Below are 20,749 nucleotides of genomic sequence, written 5' to 3'. Positions count from 1 at the left end.
TTAGCCTATATTTACTCCACCACTACAACAAAGGGAAATGCTAAATGGGTGGAACGGTACAACCAGCATCTCTGACTGATGCGTTCAGAAGCACACGTGACTCAGTTGACTACAGCTGGTCAAAACAACAATACGCGTGGAACAGAATGGAAAAAACTGGTCATTTGATGACCAGTTTTGCAGAGGAGTTTTGCAGAAGAACTTAAAAACGATAACCCGCAGAGAACATAAACACCCACGGATCGAGGCGTACACTGTCGCGCTGCTGGACGCCACCCATTTTATAGCTTGCGGTGGTGTCGATATCCATGTACCAGACCGACATGTTAATCAGCCAGTCGCGGTTAATCAGATAGTCCATACCGACTTGCCCTGCTGCACCCCAGGAATCTTTCAGACTCAGGTCCGATAATCCTGTTTCTTTACCGTTATCGTTAAAGCCTTCATCGAAGAAGGTCGTGTAGTTCACACCAACACCTACGTACGGACGCAGTTTACTGCTGGAGTCACCGAAGTACCACTGTGCCATTAACGTCGGCGGCAAATGATGTACGGTGGCAATATCACCCGTTGCTGCAGTACCAATTTTATGGCGGAACGGTGTCGCCGCCAGTAATTCAACACCGATATTGTCGGTTGCCATGTAGGTAAATGTCAGACCCAACTGCGTGTTATTGCTGACATCAAAGCCACCTAAGCTGCCCAGCGTACCACCTGCACCTTCCGTCGGTCTGACGGTGGCAGAACCTGCACGAATAAAGAACTCTCCAGCTTCATGCGCAAATGCGTTACCAGAGAGAAGAGTTGTTAAAGCCAATGCTGCAACTGTTAATTTTTTCATGTCCGCTCCATCGTTATGGTTATAAAAGCGGAATGAATATACCTACTTTGGAGTAATAAATGATCTAACATGGATCACATTGACTTTGATAATTTAACATTTATTGATCCAGATTAAGTTAGAACTTGCATTCAAAATCCTGGTTAAATTAATTCAGATCAATTTTGATATATTTTCAATGTGCAAGTACCTCCAGCTCATTGCTGATGGGTGATGGTTATCTGCACGCGATGCGCAGATAACAAACAGCGTTCATGCACGACGCTGAAGTCATAGCCAAAAATTACCGCAGCTTTACAAAGATATGCTTTTCCATACATCGCGCGATGCTGCCACTGTAGAGTTATCCAGGGTACAATTGCCCGCAAATGAACACCTGCAAAACTCAAGGAGAGTGCATGTCTATCACGGCGAAATCCGTTTACCGTGACACGGGAAACTTTTTCCGTAATCAATTCATTACCATCTTGCTGGTATCGTTGTTGTGCGCGTTTATCACAGTGGTGTTAGGGCATGCCTTTTCCCCCACTGACGCACAAATTGCGCAACTCAGTGAAGGCGATCAGTTAACCAGCAGCGTGGGGTTGTTCGATCTGGTGCAAAACATGACCCCGGAGCAACAGCAAATTTTGCTACGCGCTTCCGCGGCGTCTACGTTTTCTGGTCTGATTGGTAATGCCATCCTTGCCGGTGGGGTCATCCTGATGATTCAGCTGATTTCAGCAGGTCATCGGGTCAGCGCATTACGTGCCATCGGCGCCAGTGCGCCAGTGTTGCCAAAGCTGTTTATTCTGATTTTTTTGACTACTCTGCTGGTGCAAATCGGTATTATGCTGGTTGTTGTTCCCGGTATTCTGCTGGCCATCCTGCTGGCACTCGCACCTGTGATGTTGGTACAGGACAAAATGGGTGTCTTTGCCGCGATGCGCAACAGTATGCGTCTGGCGTGGTCGAATATGCGACTGGTTGCGCCGGCAGTAATCGGTTGGTTGTTGGCAAAAACGCTGCTGTTGCTTTTTGCGCCAAGTTTTGCAGTACTTACGCCGAATGTAGGCGCGGTATTGGCGAATACGCTGAGCAATATGATCTCCGCGGTGTTGCTGATCTATTTGTTCCGCCTGTACATGCTGATTCGCCAATAAACCCTGAACGCATTCCGGGCTTGTACCCGGTGCTTTTGATGACGGAATCGAAGAATGAAGCAGTTTCTTGATTTTTTACCGCTGGTTGTCTTTTTTGCTTTTTATAAGCTTTACGACATCTATGCGGCGACCTCGGCGCTGATTGTCGCAACGGCTGTAGTGTTGATTTACAGCTGGGTTCGCTATCGCAAGGTCGAGAAGATGGCGTTAATCACCTTTGTCCTGGTGGCCGTATTTGGTGGCCTGACTATTTTTTTCCACAACGATGAATTCATTAAGTGGAAAGTAACGGTGATTTACGGGCTGTTTGCTGGAGCATTGCTGGTAAGCCAGTGGGTGATGAAAAAACCGCTGATCCAGCGCATGTTAGGTAAAGAACTGACCCTGCCGCAACCAGTGTGGTCGAAACTAAATTTAGCCTGGGCAGTCTTTTTCATCCTGTGTGGTCTGGCGAATATCTATATTGCATTTTGGCTACCGCAGAACATTTGGGTCAACTTCAAAGTGTTCGGCCTGACCGCCCTGACTTTATTCTTTACGCTGCTGAGTGGGGTCTATATTTACCGTCATCTGCCGCAAGAAGATAAATCGTAATACATGCTCGCCAGATCTGCGGATCTGGCGAATTTTTATCCCCTCGCGTTCCATAGAGCTGACAACCTGACTTACATCTGCTCTGCATGCCGCATCCCCTCTGTTCTCGACGCACAAATTCTAGTAGCATCGCGCCTGTAATCTTTCTCTATAGTCGGTTCTACAATGACAACAACGAATAACACTCCCCAGGGTGAACTGGTTTTACGCACTCTGGCCATGCCTGCCGATACCAACGCGAACGGTGATATTTTTGGCGGCTGGCTGATGTCACAAATGGATATAGGTGGCGCGATTCAGGCCAAAGAGATCGCACATGGTCGTGTGGTAACTGTGCGGGTTGAAGGAATGAGCTTTTTGCGCCCGGTCGCCGTAGGTGATGTAGTGTGTTGCTATGCTCGCTGTGTGAAACGCGGGACAACCTCAATCAGCATCAATATTGAAGTTTGGGTGAAGAAAGTCGCTTCTGAACCTATTGGCCAGCGTTATAAGGCCACCGAAGCTCTGTTTATCTACGTTGCCGTTGATAAAGACGGGAAACCGCGTCCAATCCCCACGTTGGCCTGATAGCACACGCCAGTAATGCTATCCGGCAATGATCAAGAGTGATCATTGCCGGACGGCCTGATGCTTACTCGATCTGCGTTGTGCCGTTTAATTTGAAAACAATATTCACCACGAGTCCGGATCCGGGTTTACCTGCTTCATAACGCCATCTACGCATCGCGTTTTTCACTTCACGCTCAAACATATTGGCAGGCTGCGCAGACAGGATCTCCACATTTTCAACCCGACCATCCGGTGTTACATTAAATTTGACCTTTACCCGCCCTTCAATGCGCAGCGCCTGTGCTCGCGCCGGATACTGAGGCTGATTACGGCTTAAAGCACGTGGACCCGATGGCGCACTGACCACCGGTTTGCTGGTAGTTGCTGGCGCGGTATTGGTCATTGTGCGCGTAGGTGCCGTATTTTCCAGCGGGGAGGCCGGGCGCGGTTCTGCTGGTTTAACATCGCGTTTCGGCTGCTCTTCCACCTTTTTCACCGGTTTTGGCTTCGGTTTAGGCTTGGGCTTCGGTTTTTCAATCACCACCGGCGCCTCTTTTGGTGGCTCTGGAATCGGCTCTGGTTCCGGTTCAGGCTCGACAACGGGTTCCGGCGGCGGCTGAACGGCCTGAGGTGGTTCGAGATCGGCAGGCGCGACCATCGTGACAGAGATCGGCTGCGCTGGCGCAGGCAGTTCAATAACCTGATGTACCGAGGTATACAGCAAACCAGCCACCACGGCACCATGAATGCCGACAGACAGTAACGTTGGCCAGGGAAAGCGACGAGGTAAATCAAGGGTCATTGAAGTCATAATCGTTTCAGTAAAAAAACCAGGCCCCGATTTTAAATGCAAATAGCAATCATATTCAATAAGCCCGTGGCGGTAACTGACATTTAGAACGCGATTTTATGATAAAAAACCACTTTCAGAGTATGGCCTTAACATATCAGTTATCTTTCCGTTGCAGTTGTTAGGCCTTTCCAATAACGTTATTAACGACTTTTACCGTTCAAGGAGTTCTACCCGTGCTGTATGTTATTTACGCCCAAGATATCGCAGACTCTCTCGAAAAACGTCTTTCCGTGCGCCCTGCTCATCTGGCTCGCCTGCAACTCCTTCATGACGAAGGTCGTTTGCTCACGGCGGGCCCCATGCCAGCGGTCGATAGTAACGATCCCGGTGCGGCGGGTTTTACCGGCTCGACGGTGATTGCCGAATTTGAATCTTTGGAGGCGGCACAGGCGTGGGCGGAAGCCGATCCGTATGTTGCAGCGGGCGTTTACGCGCAGGTTTCAGTAAAACCGTACAAAAAAGTATTTTAAAAACAAAACAAAAACAGACATTGGGCACCGCCAGCGGTGCCCTTTTAGGATCAGATGCTGTGGATCGCAAACAGCAACGAGTTGCGTTGATGGTTGAGAATGCACTTTCTGATAGTGTGGATACGCATATTACGACGCGATTGTCCTTCAAGCCAACGTGCTTTACGGCGGCTAGCCTGACGCAGCATCCGCCAGCGTCCCACTTCCGTTCTACTACGCTTCATGTTTACTACTCTTTCAGTCACTGAGTGGCCATTATAACGCCACACCGAATGCAGACCAGCGGTTTTCCCGTGTTTTTATTTGCCAGATTAATCCTGATGCGTAAACTCTTAACAATACGCTTTCAAAAGGATTTTTAAATTTATGACAACCTTCTACACCGTGGTGAGTTGGCTGGTCATTCTGGGTTACTGGGTACTCATTGCTGGCGTAACATTACGCATTCTAATGAAACGACGCGCAGTGCCCTCCGCAATGGCCTGGCTTTTGATCATCTATATTCTGCCATTGGTAGGGATCATTGCTTATCTGTCCTTCGGTGAGCTCCACCTGGGTAAACGCCGCGCCGAACGCGCCCGGGCAATGTGGCCGTCAACGGCCAAGTGGCTGAACGATCTTAAAGCCTGTAAGCATATTTTTGCGCAGGAAAACAGCAGCGTCGCCTCCTCCTTATTTAAACTGTGCGAGCGTCGTCAAGGAATCGCCGGCGTTAAGGGAAATCAGCTGCAGCTGCTCACCAGTTCAGATGACGTGATGCAGGCGCTGATCCGTGATATTCAACTGGCGCGCCACAACATAGAGATGGTGTTCTACATCTGGCAGCCGGGTGGTATGGCCGACCAGGTAGCCGAGTCGTTAATGGCTGCCGCGAGGCGTGGCATTCACTGTCGCCTGATGCTGGACTCCGCCGGCAGCGTGGCGTTCTTCCGCAGCCCTTGGGCGGCGATGATGCGTAACGCAGGTATCGAGGTTGTAGAAGCGCTGAAGGTGAACCTGATGCGTGTATTTTTACGCCGTATGGACCTGCGTCAGCACCGCAAAATGATCATGATCGACAACTACATTGCGTATACCGGCAGCATGAACATGGTCGATCCGCGCTTCTTCAAACAAGATGCAGGCGTTGGGCAATGGGTTGATTTAATGGCAAGAATGGAAGGCCCGGTAGCCACCGCTATGGGCATCGTCTATTCTTGCGACTGGGAAATTGAGACCGGAAAGCGCATTTTGCCCCCGCCACCGGACGTCAATATCATGCCGTTTGAGCAGGCCAGCGGGCACACCATTCACACAATTGCCTCGGGTCCTGGTTTCCCAGAAGACTTGATTCATCAGGCGCTGTTAACCGCAGCTTATTCAGCGCGCGAATATTTAATTATGACCACGCCTTACTTTGTTCCCAGCGACGATTTGCTGCATGCAATTTGTACGGCAGCACAGCGTGGGGTCGACGTCAGTATCATTCTTCCGCGTAAGAATGATTCCCTGCTGGTTGGCTGGGCAAGCCGGGCCTTTTTCACTGAGTTGCTGGCAGCTGGCGTTAAAATTTATCAGTTCGAAGGCGGCCTGCTGCATACCAAGAGCGTACTGGTCGATGGCGAGCTGAGCCTGGTCGGTACCGTTAACCTGGATATGCGCAGTCTGTGGCTCAATTTTGAAATCACGCTGGTCATTGACGATGCTGGATTCGGCGGCGATCTCGCCGCCGTGCAGGATGATTATATTTCGCGTTCCCGCCTGCTTGATGCCCGTTTGTGGGTAAAACGACCACTCTGGCAGCGGATAGCAGAGCGACTGTTTTACTTCTTTAGTCCGTTGCTGTAAAACGTGCCCATCAGACAGTAAACAGGTAGTCATTATGGATATGGATTTGAACAATCGCCTGACCGAAGACGAAACGCTTGAGCAGGCTTACGACATTTTTCTCGAACTGGCTGCGGATAACCTCGATCCGGCAGATATCATTCTGTTCAATTTGCAGTTTGAAGAACGCGGCGGTGCCGAGTTATTCGATCCGGCAGAAGACTGGCAGGAGCATGTTGATTTTGACCTGAACCCTGATTTCTTTGCCGAAGTGGTGATTGGTCTGGCAGATACAGAAGACGGCGAGATTAACGATATTTTTGCGCGCGTTTTATTATGTCGCGAAAAAGATCATAAGCTCTGCCATATTCTCTGGCGCGAATAATCAAACAAAAAAGCTGCTCTCGCAGCTTTTTTCATTTTTAGCCCGGTAGTTTGCTTCCGCAACGGTTACAAAACTGCGCGCTATGTTCGTGCTGCGCCTGCTGACACTGGGGACATTTTCGTTGGTGCCCGCGATGCTGGAACGCACTGCTCATGTGCGTGGTAATCAATCCCGTCGGTATGGCAATCACCGAGTAACCAATCAGGATAAGCACGGACGCCACCATGCGCCCCAACGGGGTGTGCGGTGTGATATCGCCATAGCCGACGGTGGTTACAGTAACAATCGCCCAATACACCGACGCATTCAGCGTAGTAAATCCATATTTTGGCCCTTCAATCAGATACATCATCGCACCAAAAACCACCATCAGAATGGCGATAAAGGAATAGAACAACATCAGCTGATGTCGGGCACTTTTTAACGCATTCCAGAACACCCGTAGAGAAGGCATAAAGCGCAACAGCTTGAGAATACGCAGGACGCGCAGGACACGCATCGCCCGCCAGGCGAAAACATAACTCAGACTGATTTCCGGCCATAGCCACATCACATACAGCGGCAGAATGGTGGCAAGGTCAACTATCCCCCAGAAACTAAACACATATTTGGCGGGATTGGCCCAACAGCATAAGCGCAGAAGATATTCGAGAGTAAAGACCAGAGTAATAAAGATCTCCAGCCAGACAAAAACGCGCCATTCCTCAAAGGTTAAATGGTATTGCGTCCCTACTCCGGACTCAATGAAGATAACAATAACGCTGAGCAAGGCGAATAGCGCGCACATACCTTCAAAGCGACGCCCTGAACGGGTGTTTAAATCGAATAATTTGCGAAAGAGCGCGCGGCGGACAGAAGAGACTAAACCTGGCACAGATACCTCACCAAAAAAAGGGCTGACTTTTGTCAGCCCTCGGAATTATAGCGGGTCTACTTTCAGGCAGGAAACTGCGTGTCGGAAACTTCCTTCGAGAACCGGGCGCGTTTTTGCGCATTCCGGCCCTGCAATCGGGCAGCGCGTACGGAACACGCAACCGGAAGGAGGGTTAATCGGGGACGGTAACTCGCCTTCCAGCAACTGGATAACCTTGTTCCTTTCCTGATCCGGATCGGGGATCGGCACCGCAGACATCAGCGCTTTGGTATAAGGATGCAGCGGGTTATGGTACACCTCGTCATAGGTCCCTAATTCCACCGCATGTCCAAGATACATAACCAGCACACGGTCGGAGATATGTTTAACCACCGCGAGGTCGTGGGCAATGAAGATTAACGATAATCCCATTTCTCGCTGAAGTTGTTGCAGCAGGTTAACCACCTGGGCCTGGATTGACACGTCCAACGCCGAAACGGGTTCATCGCAGATAATCAACTTCGGTTCGAGGATCAGCGCGCGGGCAATACCAATACGCTGACACTGGCCACCTGAAAACTCATGTGGGTAGCGGTTAATCAGGTTGGGCAATAATCCTACCTTCATCATCATCGCTTTCACACGATCGCGGACTTCCTGACCAGGAAGATTCGGATGATAAGTACGCAGCGGTTCGGCAATGATTTCACCAATGGTCATGCGCGGGTTTAACGATGCCAGCGGATCCTGGAAAATCATCTGGATATCGCTGCGTACTTCCCGCCACTCATCGGGTTTCATACCCAGTAAATCTTTACCCAGCCAGGCAACCTTTCCATCGGTGGCCTTCACCAGGCCGATAATCGCACGGGCAAAGGTCGATTTCCCGCAGCCTGATTCACCGACCACGCCCAGGGTTTCGCCCTCATACAGTCGCAGGGTTACGCCATCAACTGCCTTAAGGGTTTTAGATGGTTGCCAGAACCACTGTTTGCCATCTTTAATATCGAAATGGACTTTAAGGTCAGCAATCTCAAGGAGCACTTTACGTTGTTCGGTTACCGCATTCATACCAGTTCCTCCACCGGCTTAAAGCAGGCGCGCAAACGGCCTGGACTAAATTCCTCCAGTGGCGGAGCACTGCTACAGATTTCCATCGCATGCGGGCAACGCGGCTGGAACGGACAGCCTTTTGGCAGACGCAGCAGGTTCGGTGGGTTGCCCGGGATCGTGAGCATCTCTTCCCCTTCTGCATCCAGACGAGGTACGGCATTCAGCAAACCAATCGAATACGGATGAACGGGCTTATAAAAGACATCCCGCGCACTGCCGTATTCCATCGTACGACCGGCGTACATCACCAGAACTTTATCGCAAATACCGGCAACAACCCCCAGATCGTGGGTGATCATGATAATCGCGGTGTTGAATTCGCTTTTCAGTTCATTCAGCAGCGTCATGATTTGCGCCTGTACCGTCACATCGAGCGCAGTGGTCGGTTCATCGGCTATCAGTAATTTGGGCCTGCACAGCAACGCCATTGCGATCATAACGCGCTGACGCATACCACCGGAGAATTCATGCGGATACATTTTCATGCGCTTACGCGCTTCCGGCATTTTCACCGCATCCAGCATTCTGACCGACTCTTCAAAAGCTTCCGCTTTGCTCATGCCTTTATGCAGCATCAGAACTTCCATCAACTGCTCCCCGACCCGCATGTACGGATTGAGAGACGTCATCGGGTCCTGGAAAATCATCGAGATTTGCTCGGCGCGCAGTTTGTTCAGTTCACGTTCCGGTAAGTTCAGAATTTCACGTCCGTTGAACGTAGCGGAGCCCCCGATACGACCATTAGCCGCCAGCAGGCCCATCAGGGCAAAGGCCGTTTGCGATTTACCTGAGCCGGATTCTCCGACAATACCCAGCGTTTCTCCAGCTCGCAGAGAAAAGTTTAAATCGTTGACCGCAGTTACATCGCCGTCGGGGGTAGCGAACGTCACACGCAAATCTTTTACGTTCAGCAGTGCGTTAGCCTGTTGTTGCGCGAGCGGCGCGGTTGAGGTTTCAATTACGCTCATGGCTGCACTCCTTAACGGTCTTTCGGGTCGAGGGCATCACGCAAGCCATCGCCAATAAAGTTAAAACAGAACAAAGTGACCACCAGGAAACCTGCCGGAAAAAGCAGCAGCCATGGTGAGACTTCCATTGAGTTGGCACCATCACTGAGCAGAGCGCCCCAGCTACTTAACGGCTCCTGCGTACCTAATCCCAAAAAGCTCAGGAAGGATTCAAACAGGATCATGCTCGGCACCAGCAATGAAGCGTATACCACCACCACACCCAGCACGTTCGGCACAATATGGCGGATAACGATACGCACGGTAGACACTCCACCCACTTGCGCCGCTTCAATAAACTCTTTGCGCTTGAGGCTCAGCGTTTGTCCACGCACGATACGCGCCATATCCAGCCAGGAGACCATCCCGATAGCGACAAAAATCAGCAGGATATTTTGCCCAAAGAAGGTGACCAGCAGGATCACGAAGAACATGAACGGGAAGGAGTTGAGAATTTCCAGCAGACGCATCATCACCGAGTCGATTTTTCCGCCGAGGTAGCCCGACAGAGAACCGTACAGCGTACCGACAACCACCGCGACCAACGCCGCCGCAATGCCGACCATTAGCGAGATGCGCCCGCCAATCGCCACGCGTACCAACAGGTCACGTCCCGACGAGTCAGTACCGAAATAGTGGCCTGATTCCGTATCCGGCGCGCTGGACATCATGCCCCAGTCAGTATCGAAGTAGGTAAACTGCGACAGCATCGGCGCGAGCGTCACGAACAGCGCAATAATTACCAGCACCACCAGGCTTGCTACCGCAGCTCGGTTATGCATAAAGCGTCGACGCGCGTCCTGCCACAGGCTGCGGCCTTCGACCTCCAGCTTTTCACTGAAATTCTCCAGCGCTTCGCTGTTTTTCTTACTTAACATCATAGCGAGCTCCAGTATCAGTAACGAATTTTCGGGTCGATAACGGCATAAAGCACATCGACAATCGCGTTAAACACGATGGTCAGAGTACCCACCAGTATGGTCAGACTCAGAACCAGCGAATAGTCGCGGTTTAACGCGCCATTGACGAACAACTGACCAATGCCAGGTAAACCATAGATGGTTTCAATAACCATCGAACCAGTGATAATGCCGACAAATGCCGGTCCCATATAGGACAGCACTGGCAACAGCGCAGGTTTTAACGCATGGCGGAAAATAATCCGCCGCATCGGCAGCCCTTTGGCGCGCGCGGTACGAATAAAGTTAGAGTGCAGCACTTCAATCATCGAACCGCGAGTAATACGAGCGATACTGGCGATGTAGGCCAGTGACAAGGCCACCATTGGCAGGATCATAAATTTCAACGCCCCACCGTTCCAGCCACCGCCGGGCAGCCATTTCAAAGTTATGGCAAATATCATGACCAATAAGGGAGCGACCACGAAACTGGGGATAACTACCCCAGTCATTGCCACCCCCATCACCGTGTAATCCCAACGTGTATTTTGCTTCAGCGCGGCTATCACCCCGGCGCTAACGCCGACGAGTACCGCCAGAATAAAGGCTGCCGCACCCAGCTTCGCAGAAACCGGAAAACTCGAAGCAACGAGGTCGTTAACCGTGTAGTCTTTATATTTAAAGGATGGTCCAAAATCGCCATGCGCCAGCTGTTTCAGATAGCTGAAATACTGCGTCGAGATAGGATCGTTAAGATGATATTTCGCTTCAATATTCGCCAGCACCTCTGGCGGTAACGCGCGTTCCCCGGTGAATGGGCTTCCGGGCGCAAGGCGCATCATAAAGAATGAAATCGTAATAAGAATAAACAGCGTCGGAATCGCTTCCAGACAGCGACGTAATATGAATTTTAACATTGCCCGTACCTTCTGGCGTGTGCCTTTATACCTCTTTAACCCCGACGTTCAGGTAAAGCGGTATTAATAGTTCGAAGAAAAAAGACACTGTGGGGCAAAAATGATTGCCCCACGTCTTGCCATTAATGCTTGATAATATACAAGTCTTTAACGTGGATATTATCCATCGGGTCTTTACCGGAATATCCGCCAACCCATGGTTTCACCAGGCGGGCATTGACATAGTAATAAACCGGTACAATCGCAGAATCTTTATCCAGCTGCTGTTCCGCTTTCGAATACAGTTCGCTGCGCTGCGCTTCATCAGTCACTTTCAGCGTATCCGCAATCAGCTTATCAAATGCCGGGCTCTTATAGTGGACGGTATTATTGGAGCTGTCGGACAGCACCATATTCAGGAAGGACGTCGGTTCGTTATAGTCCGCACACCAGCCCGCACGTGAAACATCATAGTTGCCCTGATGGCGCGTATCGAGGAACGTTTTCCATTCCTGGTTTTCCAGCTTCACATTAGCACCCAGATTTTTCTTCCAGATAGATGCCGCGGCAATAGCCAGCTTCTTATGCAGATCTGAAGTGTTATACAGCAGGTCAAAGGTCAGCGGTTTCTCAGCGGTATATCCGGCCTCAGCCAGCAGTTTCTTCGCTTCTTCATTACGCTTTTCCTGAGACCACTTGAACCACTCTGGCTCAACCAGTTTCGCGCCATCGGTGTATGGAGGAGTAAAGCTATACGCCGGCAGGTCACCCTGGTTTTTCACTTTATTGACGATAATGTCACGATCCAACGCCAGCTTCAGGGCGGTACGAACACGAACATCGTTGAACGGTGCTTTCTGGTTATTGATTTCGTAATAATAGGTGCACAGATACGGGTCAACGTGGACTTCGTTCGGGATCTCTTTTTTCAGTTTCTGGAATAACTCAATCGGCATGTTGTTATAGGTCATGTCGATTTCACCGCTGCGATAGCGGTTAACGTCAGTCACTTCAGAAGAAATAGGCAGGTAGGTTACCTGGTTAATAACCGTTTTGGCGTTGTCCCAATAGTTGGTATTACGCTCAAGCACAATGCGCTCGTTCACAACCCAGTCTTTCAGTTTATACGCACCGTTAGTAATGATGTTAGCGGGCTGGGTCCACTTCTCGCCGAATTTTTCAACAGCAGCTCTAGGAACCGGTGAAACGGAAGAGTGCACAAGCAGTTTGTAGAAATAAGGAACAGGTTCGCTGAGGGTGACTTCAAAAGTATGATCGTCGAGAGCTTTTACACCGAGATCGGTGATCGGTTTTTTACCGGCGATAATATCATCAATATTGACGATATGACCGTACTGCAAATAACTGGCGTACGGTGATGCAGTATTTGGATTAGCCAAACGTTGCCAGCTATACACGAAATCTTGCGCGGTAACAGGCGTGCCGTCAGACCACTTAGCATCTTTACGCAGATGGAATGTCCAGACTTTAAAATCTTTATTTTCCCATTTTTCAGCTACGCCAGGCGATGGTTTGCCATCGACATCACTGATTAATAAACCTTCAAACAGGTCACGGTTAATGTTGGATTCAGGAACACCTTCGATTTTGTGGGGATCGAGTGACTGCACTTCCGAACCGTTATTACGCACCAGAGTCTGCTTTTCAGCAAGCTGCACACCCGCTGGCACTACTGCCGCCGTGGCAACATTTCCAGCGACTAGCGCAGTTAAGATCCCCGCAGCTACTAAACTTTTTTTAGTGATGTTAGTCATTGTGTTGTACTCCCTCATTATTATGGCTGGTTTTTTAACCAGACTGTTAATCCTGTCAGGATCACTGTACGGCACCGGAGATTTTCTGCCGTCAGGTCGTTTTTTGTTTTACTGCTTGCTATCACCGACTTTATTTATTCTGGCGGTTCGTATGACTGCCTTACGTCGATTATCTACGTGCCTCCCCTGCCGGAAACACGCTATTACCCTGTTGAGAGAAACTAACTGCAAATGATTCTCATCAACGTGAATTCTTCTGCATAATACCTGGCCGGAAAGTATCAAATGCGTTTCTTAACCGCCAATACATTTTACAAATTTGTTAACCAATTCTCTTTTATTGGAAATAAATCCCACAAAGAAAGTCTTACGAATGAAGGTTTTCTATAATAAACCCATGAAAAACAATAAATTATATCAAGCCAGGTGTTAACTACCCTGTCAGGTGTCAACACCACGTCAAAATGCACATAAATTTAACAATTGGTTATTAATTAGCACATTCAACTGAAAAAAACGCTGAAATAACTAATAACATTTCGATAATCCTTCAGCAAGCCCCAGAGTATGATGTTAATTAAATAACAGCGATATCAGGCTCTCTCTGGCAGATGGATGAGTGTTACATTCATAAAATCAATGAATAAACAAATGAATAACCATCAGCATTTTTTATTATCACTATGCTGATTTTCAACTTTAGTGAGAAGTTTTACTGATAATGAAAGGAAACGGAGCCGGGACCGACTCCGTTTGTACAGAAGAGAGATATCAGGCCAGCAAACCAGGGAAAATGGATTTGATACCTGTAACAATGAATTCGATACCCAAGGCCATTAACAGTAGCCCCATAATACGGGTAATGACGTTGATGCCAGTTTGTCCCAACAGTCGTACCAGCCATGGCGCCATGCGAAACAGCCCCCAGCAGCACAGGGCAAACAGCGCAATCGCGACAAAAAAGCCAAACAGGTTAATCGCACTGTGATATCGCGTACCCCAAACAATAGTTGAGCTTATCGCCCCCGGGCCCGCCATCAACGGCAATGCCAACGGTACAACGCCGATACTCTCACGAATTGCAGTTTCTGATTTTTCCTGTTTGTTTTGTTTATCTTCCCCTAGTTTTCCGCTAATCATTGACATCGCGATAGTCACAACCAGAATGCCGCCGGCAATCCTGAACGAATCTATTGAGATACCGAAAAGTTGCAGAATACCATCACCAAGAAACAGCGAAGTCCACAGAATGATAGCGACCGACAGGTTTGCCGTAAGGTTGGTTTTATTTCGCGCTGCAGCAGTTTGATAACTGGTCATACTGATAAAGACAGGGATGATCCCTACCGGGTTGACCAACGCAAATAACCCAATGAAAAATTTAAAATAGACAGGAAAATCAAATAGCGTTTGGATCACGGTTAGCTCCGAAGCGTTAGCCGGATAAAATGAGTCATAAAAATTGATAAAATCCGCGCTGAAGATACGCCTTTTGTCAGCATACTTCACCTTCTATCTTCGTATATCTACGTAAATACGCTACCAATACTCAGTGTTATTAATATGTATTAATTATGCTAACGTTATTAGCATTCATTACGTCAATTTATTAACACTTGACGAGAAACGCTAAAAGGGCCTGCTGAAAGGTGTCAGCTTTGCGAATTTTTGATCCAGATCACGCAATTACTACTCAGAAGTGAGTAATCTTGCTTACGCCACCTGGAGGTAACGCGTTAGAGTTAACTGGCACTAGCGTATAAGCTCTTTTAGTAAATCAAAGTAAAGTGGACGTTAATTAACCGTTTGATTTTCAAACCGTTACACAAATTTTCGTCGGTCTGTCTATACTCTCGTATCGAGCAGATGATTTACTAAAAAAGTTTAACATTATCAGGAGAGCATCATGGCTGTTACTAATGTCGCTGAACTTAACGCACTTGTAGAGCGCGTAAAAAAAGCCCAGCGTGAATATGCCAGTTTCACTCAAGAACAGGTTGACAAAATCTTCCGTGCCGCCGCTCTGGCTGCCGCAGACGCTCGAATCCCTCTCGCGAAAATGGCCGTTGCCGAATCCGGCATGGGTATTGTCGAAGATAAAGTGATCAAAAACCACTTTGCTTCTGAATACATTTACAACGCTTACAAAGATGAAAAAACCTGTGGTGTACTGTCTGAAGACGACACTTTCGGTACCATTACTATTGCGGAACCAATTGGTATCATCTGTGGTATCGTTCCAACCACTAACCCAACTTCTACTGCGATCTTCAAATCACTGATCAGCCTGAAGACCCGTAACGCCATCATCTTCTCTCCGCATCCGCGTGCAAAAGATGCAACTAACAAAGCAGCAGACATCGTTCTGCAAGCAGCAATCGCTGCTGGCGCACCGAAAGATCTGATCGGCTGGATCGATCAACCTTCCGTTGAACTGTCTAATGCGCTGATGCACCACCCGGACATCAACCTGATCCTTGCGACCGGTGGTCCAGGCATGGTTAAAGCGGCATACAGCTCCGGTAAACCGGCTATCGGCGTAGGCGCAGGTAACACCCCTGTTGTTATCGACGAAACCGCTGATATCAAACGTGCTGTTGCATCTGTTCTGATGTCTAAAACCTTCGATAACGGCGTAATCTGTGCTTCTGAGCAGTCTGTCGTCGTGGTTGACTCTGTATATGATGCAGTACGTGAGCGTTTTGCGACTCACGGCGGCTACATGCTGCAGGGCAAAGAGTTGAAAGCAGTCCAGGACGTTATCCTGAAAAATGGCGCGCTGAACGCAGCTATCGTTGGTCAGCCGGCATACAAGATTGCTGAACTGGCAGGCTTCTCCGTACCAGAAACCACTAAGATTCTGATCGGTGAAGTGACGGTTGTCGATGAAAGCGAACCGTTTGCGCATGAAAAACTGTCTCCGACACTGGCAATGTACCGTGCGAAGGACTTCGAAGACGCAGTCATTAAAGCTGAAAAACTGGTTGCGATGGGCGGTATCGGTCATACCTCTTGCCTGTACACTGACCAGGACAACCAGCCAGAACGTGTTGCTTACTTCGGCCAGATGATGAAAACCGCACGTATCCTGATCAACACCCCAGCTTCTCAGGGTGGTATCGGTGACCTGTACAACTTCAAACTCGCACCTTCCCTGACTCTGGGTTGTGGTTCCTGGGGTGGTAACTCCATCTCTGAAAACGTTGGTCCTAAACACCTGATCAACAAGAAAACCGTTGCTAAGCGAGCTGAAAACATGTTGTGGCACAAACTTCCGAAATCTATCTACTTCCGTCGTGGCTCTCTGCCAATCGCACTGGATGAAGTGATTACCGATGGTCACAAACGTGCGCTGATCGTGACCGACCGCTTCCTGTTCAACAACGGTTATGCAGACCAGATCACCTCCGTTCTGAAAGCTGCTGGCGTTGAAACCGAAGTGTTCTTTGAAGTTGAAGCTGACCCGACTCTGACCGTCGTTCGCAAAGGTGCTGAGCTGGCTAACTCCTTCAAACCAGACGTAATCATCGCGTTGGGCGGCGGTTCCCCGATGGACGCCGCGAAAATCATGTGGGTTATGTACGAGCACCCGGAAACTCACTTCGAAGAACTGGCGCTGCGCTTTATGGACATCCGTAAACGTATCTACAAGTTCCCGAAAATGGGTGTGAAAGCGAAGATGGTCGCCGTCACCACCACTTCCGGTACCGGTTCTGAAGTGACTCCGTTTGCGGTTGTTACTGACGATGCAACTGGGCAGAAATACCCGCTGGCAGACTATGCGCTGACTCCGGATATGGCGATTGTTGACGCCAACCTGGTGATGGATATGCCGAAGTCCCTGTGTGCGTTCGGTGGTCTCGATGCCGTAACTCACGCTCTGGAAGCTTACGTTTCCGTACTGGCTTCTGAGTTCTCCGACGGTCAGGCTCTGCAAGCGCTGAAACTGCTGAAAGAAAACCTGCCGGCGTCCTACCATGAAGGTTCTAAGAACCCGGTAGCACGTGAGCGTGTACACAGTGCAGCAACCATCGCCGGTATCGCGTTTGCTAACGCCTTCCTGGGTGTATGTCACTCAATGGCGCACAAACTGGGTTCTCAGTTCCACATTCCTCACGGTCTGGCGAACGCCCTGCTGATCAGCAACGTTATTCGCTATAACGCGAACGACAACCCGACTAAACAGACTGCATTCAGCCAGTACGACCGTCCGCAGGCACGCCGTCGCTACGCTGAAATCGCAGACCATCTGGGTCTGAGCGCACCGGGCGACCGTACTGCCGCGAAAATCCAGAAACTGCTGGGCTGGCTGGAAGAAATCAAAGCTGAGCTGGGTATTCCTAAGTCTATCCGTGAAGCTGGCGTTCAGGAAGCTGACTTCCTGGCACACGTGGACAAACTGTCTGAAGATGCGTTTGATGACCAGTGTACTGGTGCAAACCCACGTTACCCGCTGATTGCTGAACTGAAACAGATCCTGCTGGATACATACTACGGTCGTGAGTACAGCGAAGGCCAGACCACCGCTAAGACTGAAGCAGTAGCTGCACCGAAAGCAGAAAAGAAAGCGAAGAAATCCGCTTAATTTTCTCAGATAAGTTTTAGTTTCACCATAAACGGTCCCAGTTGGGACCGTTTTTTTTCGTCTTTTGTTATGAAAATTGAGTGATCCCCAATTTAACCATGTGAATAGAATGGCACGGTAAGAGATGTATTCAGGAAGATGTGAGAATAGCCGTCAGAAGAGAGTCTGACAGGGTAGAGAACATTGACGAATGTCCCGGCCTACCCTGTATTTATAAGCGCTCAGAAGCCTGCAGGGTTAATCGTGGCTGTGTCGTTCTTGTATCGCCGTCAGAGAGCCCTCAGACTGCGCCTGTTTGTAGTGTTTACGGCATACCGACACATAGCGTTCATTCCCACCAATAACCACCTGCTCGCCCTCGTTATAGGGCCTTCCAGACTGATCAAGACGTAAAACCATGCTGGCCTTACGCCCACAGAAACAAATGGTTTTTAATTCAACGAGCTTATCAGACCACGCAAGCAGGTATTCGCTGCCGCCAAATAATTCACCACGGAAATCTGTGCGTAAGCCATAGCACAACACGGGAATATCCAGCCGATCGACAACTTCAGATAATTCATAAACCTGTTGTCGAGTCAGAAACTGTGACTCATCAACCAGTACACAGTGAATTCTTTGCTGCTCATTTTCAGCACGAATCTCTTCGTACAATGATGAATTTTGGTTAAACAATTTTGCAGGCGACGACAGACCTATACGTGAACTTACTTTTCCAGCACCAAAACGGTCATCAATTTCCGCTGTATATACAACAGCACGCATCCCACGTTCCTGATAATTGTACGAAGATTGCAGCAATGCAGTCGACTTACCGGCATTCATTGCAGAATAGTAAAAATATAGCTGTGCCATTGACCGAAGGCCCTCACATGGGGAAATAAATATGCGCGGGATTGTATCATATTTCACGAAAGTGTCGGTGTAGCGTTGCGCCCAAAGGCGTATAAATGCGCGGGCAAGCCCGCTCAGTGCCGCCTGAATTTCAGTAGCAGGTTGTGAGAGAGCATACAACCATCGACCATACAGCCCAAGCTCGGACGCGTATATACACTCTCTTTCACAAATAGTGCTCATGAAATTTATCAATGTCACTTATCATCATACGGCAATAAAGAAACCCTTCCCATATTGTTATTGAATCTACCCACTCTCACCATGTATTAGCGAATTCACGTAAGCAAAACTAATACAAAAGGTTGAAATCACTGCAAAGAGATACTATTTGTACACCATAAAATGTGACCTGAATCTTGAATTTCTACTCTCAACCGCTGAGAAGCCCCCTCGCCAATAAGCCTTTTTTATGCCCAACATCATGGGGAATTTAAGACAGGAGAATTAATTCTGTTACTAAATAAAGCGCAATTTTGAATTCCTTACATTCCTGGCTATTGCACAACTGAATTTATCGCTCTATTATTAGCTCAACAAACCACCCCAATATAAGTTTGAGATTACTACAATGAGCGAAGCACTTAAAATTCTGAACAACATCCGTACTCTTCGTGCGCAGGCAAGAGAATGCACTCTGGAAACGCTTGAGGAAATGCTGGAAAAATTAGAAGTTGTAGTTAGCGAGCGTCGCGAAGAAGAAAGCGCTGCTGCCGCTGAAGTTGAAGAACGCACTCGTAAACTGCAACAATATCGTGAAATGCTGATCGCTGACGGCATTGATCCGAACGAACTGCTGAATAGCATGGCTGCTGTTAAATCTGGCACCAAAGCTAAACGCGCTGCACGTCCGGCTAAATATAGCTATGTTGACGAAAACGGTGAAACTAAAACCTGGACTGGTCAGGGTCGTACACCGGCAGTGATCAAAAAAGCAATGGAAGAGCAAGGTAAACAACTGGACGATTTCCTGATCAAGGAATAATTCAGAAATACTTTGCTTAAAATCCCGCCATTGGCGGGATTTTTTTTACTGGTACTTCGCTCAGCCCTACCCGCATTAGGTATAAAAAAACGGCGCTGTTAATACAGCGCCGTTCTGACCAGATAATACCAGAAGGTCACTTCTTAATACCCATCTCGTCTTCCAGCCAGGCTTTAAACTCAGCGCCGAGAGTATTATGGCGGATACCATATTCGACGAACGCCTGCATATAGCCCAGTTTATTACCACAGTCATGGCTTTTGCCCTTCATGTGATAAGCTTCAACCGTCTCTTTTTCAATCAGCATATCGATTGCATCTGTCAGCTGAATTTCATCACCCGCTCCCGGAGGGGTTTTAGCCAGCAGAGGCCAGATATCGGCACTAAGAACGTAACGACCCACAACGGCCAGATTAGAAGGCGCTACATCAGCTTTTGGTTTTTCAACCACGCCAACCATCGGGACGCTTTCGCCCGGGGATAATTCAACGCCTTTACAATCAACAACACCATAAGCCGTAACATCTTCTACCGGTTCAACCATAATCTGGCTGCTACCTGTTTCATCAAAACGATGAATCATTTCGGCAAGGTTGTCGCGGGATAAATCAGATTCGTATTCGTCAAGAATTACGTCCGGCAGGATTACAGCAACCGGTTCATCGCCAACCACAGGGTGCGCGCACAATACTGCGTGGCCCAGACCTTTTGCCAGACCCTGACGCACCTGCATAATAGTCACATGCGGCGGGCAAATAGATTGCACTTCTTCCAGCAGCTGACGTTTTACACGTTTTTCCAGCATCGCTTCAAGTTCAAAGCTGGTATCGAAGTGGTTTTCAATAGAATTTTTAGACGAGTGAGTTACAAGTACAATTTCAGTGATGCCCGCAGCAATACATTCGTTTACGACGTACTGAATTAATGGCTTATCAACCAACGGTAGCATCTCTTTCGGGATTGCTTTCGTAGCCGGTAACATCCTGGTTCCTAATCCCGCAACTGGGATAACGGCTTTTTTGACTTTTGAATTAAGGGCAGCCATTTAAAACTCTCCTGGACTGTTCATGTATTGAACGTGTTCATCATTCTGTATCGCATC

20 protein-coding genes and 1 pseudogene are annotated in these 20,749 nt (G+C 48.8%); 9 read left to right on the top strand and 12 right to left on the bottom strand.

What is annotated here, in order from left to right; all coding sequences use genetic code 11:
* Window positions 1–202: 202 nt before the first annotated feature.
* A complete protein-coding gene (ompW, locus tag GUC46_RS10855; RefSeq protein WP_003833354.1) occupies window positions 203–841 on the bottom strand; it encodes an outer membrane protein OmpW in 639 nt (212 codons plus the stop codon).
* Window positions 842–1,124: 283 nt separating this feature from the next.
* Here ompW and GUC46_RS24055 point away from each other — a divergent pair.
* The 4 genes and pseudogenes from GUC46_RS24055 to yciA all read left to right on the top strand — a co-directional run.
* Window positions 1,125–1,211, top strand: a pseudogene (locus tag GUC46_RS24055) (YkgJ family cysteine cluster protein); the annotation flags it as partial.
* Window positions 1,212–1,239: 28 nt separating this feature from the next.
* The gene (locus tag GUC46_RS10850) at window positions 1,240–1,983 is read left to right on the top strand and encodes a YciC family protein (RefSeq protein ID WP_003020663.1); all 744 of its coding nucleotides are present in this window, start codon (window positions 1,240–1,242) and stop codon (window positions 1,981–1,983) included.
* A 54-nt stretch (window positions 1,984–2,037) separates the two neighbouring features.
* Window positions 2,038–2,577: a septation protein A gene (locus GUC46_RS10845; RefSeq protein WP_003020667.1), complete on the top strand. Its 540-nt coding sequence runs from the start codon at window positions 2,038–2,040 to the stop codon at window positions 2,575–2,577.
* A gap of 165 nt (window positions 2,578–2,742) precedes the next feature.
* On the top strand, window positions 2,743–3,144 hold the full coding sequence (yciA, locus tag GUC46_RS10840) for an acyl-CoA thioester hydrolase YciA (RefSeq protein ID WP_003020670.1): 402 nt from the start codon (window positions 2,743–2,745) through the stop codon (window positions 3,142–3,144).
* A gap of 64 nt (window positions 3,145–3,208) precedes the next feature.
* Here the strand turns inward: yciA and tonB are convergent, their stop codons facing one another.
* Window positions 3,209–3,937 (bottom strand): TonB system transport protein TonB, encoded by a 729-nt coding sequence (gene tonB / locus GUC46_RS10835; RefSeq protein WP_168150127.1) that lies wholly within the window; start codon window positions 3,935–3,937, stop codon window positions 3,209–3,211.
* Between the two features lie 215 nt (window positions 3,938–4,152).
* On the opposite strand from tonB, the gene GUC46_RS10830 reads away from it, so the two are divergent.
* A complete protein-coding gene (locus tag GUC46_RS10830) occupies window positions 4,153–4,449 on the top strand; it encodes a YciI family protein (RefSeq protein ID WP_003020675.1) in 297 nt (98 codons plus the stop codon).
* Window positions 4,450–4,499: 50 nt separating this feature from the next.
* On the opposite strand, the gene GUC46_RS10825 is transcribed toward GUC46_RS10830, so the two are convergent.
* Window positions 4,500–4,673: a YciY family protein gene (locus GUC46_RS10825; protein WP_003020684.1), complete on the bottom strand. Its 174-nt coding sequence runs from the start codon at window positions 4,671–4,673 to the stop codon at window positions 4,500–4,502.
* Window positions 4,674–4,815: 142 nt separating this feature from the next.
* Here GUC46_RS10825 and cls point away from each other — a divergent pair, with 142 nt between their 5' ends.
* Both cls and GUC46_RS10815 read left to right on the top strand, forming a co-directional pair.
* Entirely contained in the window at window positions 4,816–6,276 is a 1,461-nt protein-coding gene (gene cls / locus GUC46_RS10820; RefSeq protein WP_003020687.1) for a cardiolipin synthase, read from the top strand.
* 34 nt (window positions 6,277–6,310) lie between these two features.
* Window positions 6,311–6,640 carry an HI1450 family dsDNA-mimic protein gene (locus tag GUC46_RS10815; RefSeq protein WP_003020691.1) on the top strand — a complete coding sequence of 110 codons (330 nt, stop codon included), beginning with the start codon at window positions 6,311–6,313 and terminating at the stop codon, window positions 6,638–6,640.
* Between the two features lie 37 nt (window positions 6,641–6,677).
* On the opposite strand, the gene GUC46_RS10810 is transcribed toward GUC46_RS10815, so the two are convergent.
* From GUC46_RS10810 to ychE, 7 genes are all read right to left on the bottom strand, one after another.
* Window positions 6,678–7,514: an ion transporter gene (locus GUC46_RS10810; RefSeq protein WP_003020693.1), complete on the bottom strand. Its 837-nt coding sequence runs from the start codon at window positions 7,512–7,514 to the stop codon at window positions 6,678–6,680.
* A gap of 45 nt (window positions 7,515–7,559) precedes the next feature.
* The gene (gene oppF, locus GUC46_RS10805; RefSeq protein ID WP_003020696.1) at window positions 7,560–8,564 is read right to left on the bottom strand and encodes a murein tripeptide/oligopeptide ABC transporter ATP-binding protein OppF; all 1,005 of its coding nucleotides are present in this window, start codon (window positions 8,562–8,564) and stop codon (window positions 7,560–7,562) included.
* Window positions 8,561–9,574 carry a murein tripeptide/oligopeptide ABC transporter ATP-binding protein OppD gene (gene oppD, locus GUC46_RS10800; protein WP_003833364.1) on the bottom strand — a complete coding sequence of 338 codons (1,014 nt, stop codon included), beginning with the start codon at window positions 9,572–9,574 and terminating at the stop codon, window positions 8,561–8,563. The genes oppF and oppD overlap by 4 nt, the downstream gene beginning before the upstream one ends.
* A gap of 11 nt (window positions 9,575–9,585) precedes the next feature.
* Complete coding sequence (gene oppC, locus GUC46_RS10795; protein ID WP_003020701.1) at window positions 9,586–10,494, bottom strand: oligopeptide ABC transporter permease OppC; 909 nt, start codon at window positions 10,492–10,494, stop codon at window positions 9,586–9,588.
* 14 nt (window positions 10,495–10,508) lie between these two features.
* A complete protein-coding gene (gene oppB, locus GUC46_RS10790; protein WP_003020708.1) occupies window positions 10,509–11,429 on the bottom strand; it encodes an oligopeptide ABC transporter permease OppB in 921 nt (306 codons plus the stop codon).
* A 122-nt stretch (window positions 11,430–11,551) separates the two neighbouring features.
* Window positions 11,552–13,183 (bottom strand): oligopeptide ABC transporter substrate-binding protein OppA, encoded by a 1,632-nt coding sequence (gene oppA, locus GUC46_RS10785; protein ID WP_003844005.1) that lies wholly within the window; start codon window positions 13,181–13,183, stop codon window positions 11,552–11,554.
* A gap of 771 nt (window positions 13,184–13,954) precedes the next feature.
* Window positions 13,955–14,602: an NAAT family transporter YchE gene (gene ychE, locus GUC46_RS10780; protein ID WP_003020714.1), complete on the bottom strand. Its 648-nt coding sequence runs from the start codon at window positions 14,600–14,602 to the stop codon at window positions 13,955–13,957.
* A 487-nt stretch (window positions 14,603–15,089) separates the two neighbouring features.
* Here ychE and adhE point away from each other — a divergent pair, with 487 nt between their 5' ends.
* Window positions 15,090–17,768, top strand: a complete 2,679-nt coding sequence (adhE, locus tag GUC46_RS10775) for a bifunctional acetaldehyde-CoA/alcohol dehydrogenase (RefSeq protein ID WP_003020717.1) — start codon at window positions 15,090–15,092, stop codon at window positions 17,766–17,768.
* A gap of 237 nt (window positions 17,769–18,005) precedes the next feature.
* Here the strand turns inward: adhE and tdk are convergent, their stop codons facing one another.
* Entirely contained in the window at window positions 18,006–18,623 is a 618-nt protein-coding gene (tdk, locus tag GUC46_RS10770) for a thymidine kinase (protein ID WP_003020720.1), read from the bottom strand.
* Between the two features lie 610 nt (window positions 18,624–19,233).
* Here tdk and hns point away from each other — a divergent pair.
* A complete protein-coding gene (gene hns, locus GUC46_RS10765; RefSeq protein ID WP_003020723.1) occupies window positions 19,234–19,647 on the top strand; it encodes a histone-like nucleoid-structuring protein H-NS in 414 nt (137 codons plus the stop codon).
* 136 nt (window positions 19,648–19,783) lie between these two features.
* On the opposite strand, the gene galU is transcribed toward hns, so the two are convergent.
* Window positions 19,784–20,692 (bottom strand): UTP--glucose-1-phosphate uridylyltransferase GalU, encoded by a 909-nt coding sequence (gene galU / locus GUC46_RS10760; protein ID WP_003020727.1) that lies wholly within the window; start codon window positions 20,690–20,692, stop codon window positions 19,784–19,786.
* Between the last annotated feature and the right edge of the window lie 57 nt (window positions 20,693–20,749).

It is taken from the genome of Citrobacter sp. LUTT5, from assembly GCF_009905315.1.
Lineage (GTDB): Bacteria > Pseudomonadota > Gammaproteobacteria > Enterobacterales > Enterobacteriaceae > Citrobacter > Citrobacter freundii.
This window is presented reverse-complemented; position numbering and strand designations above follow the sequence as displayed.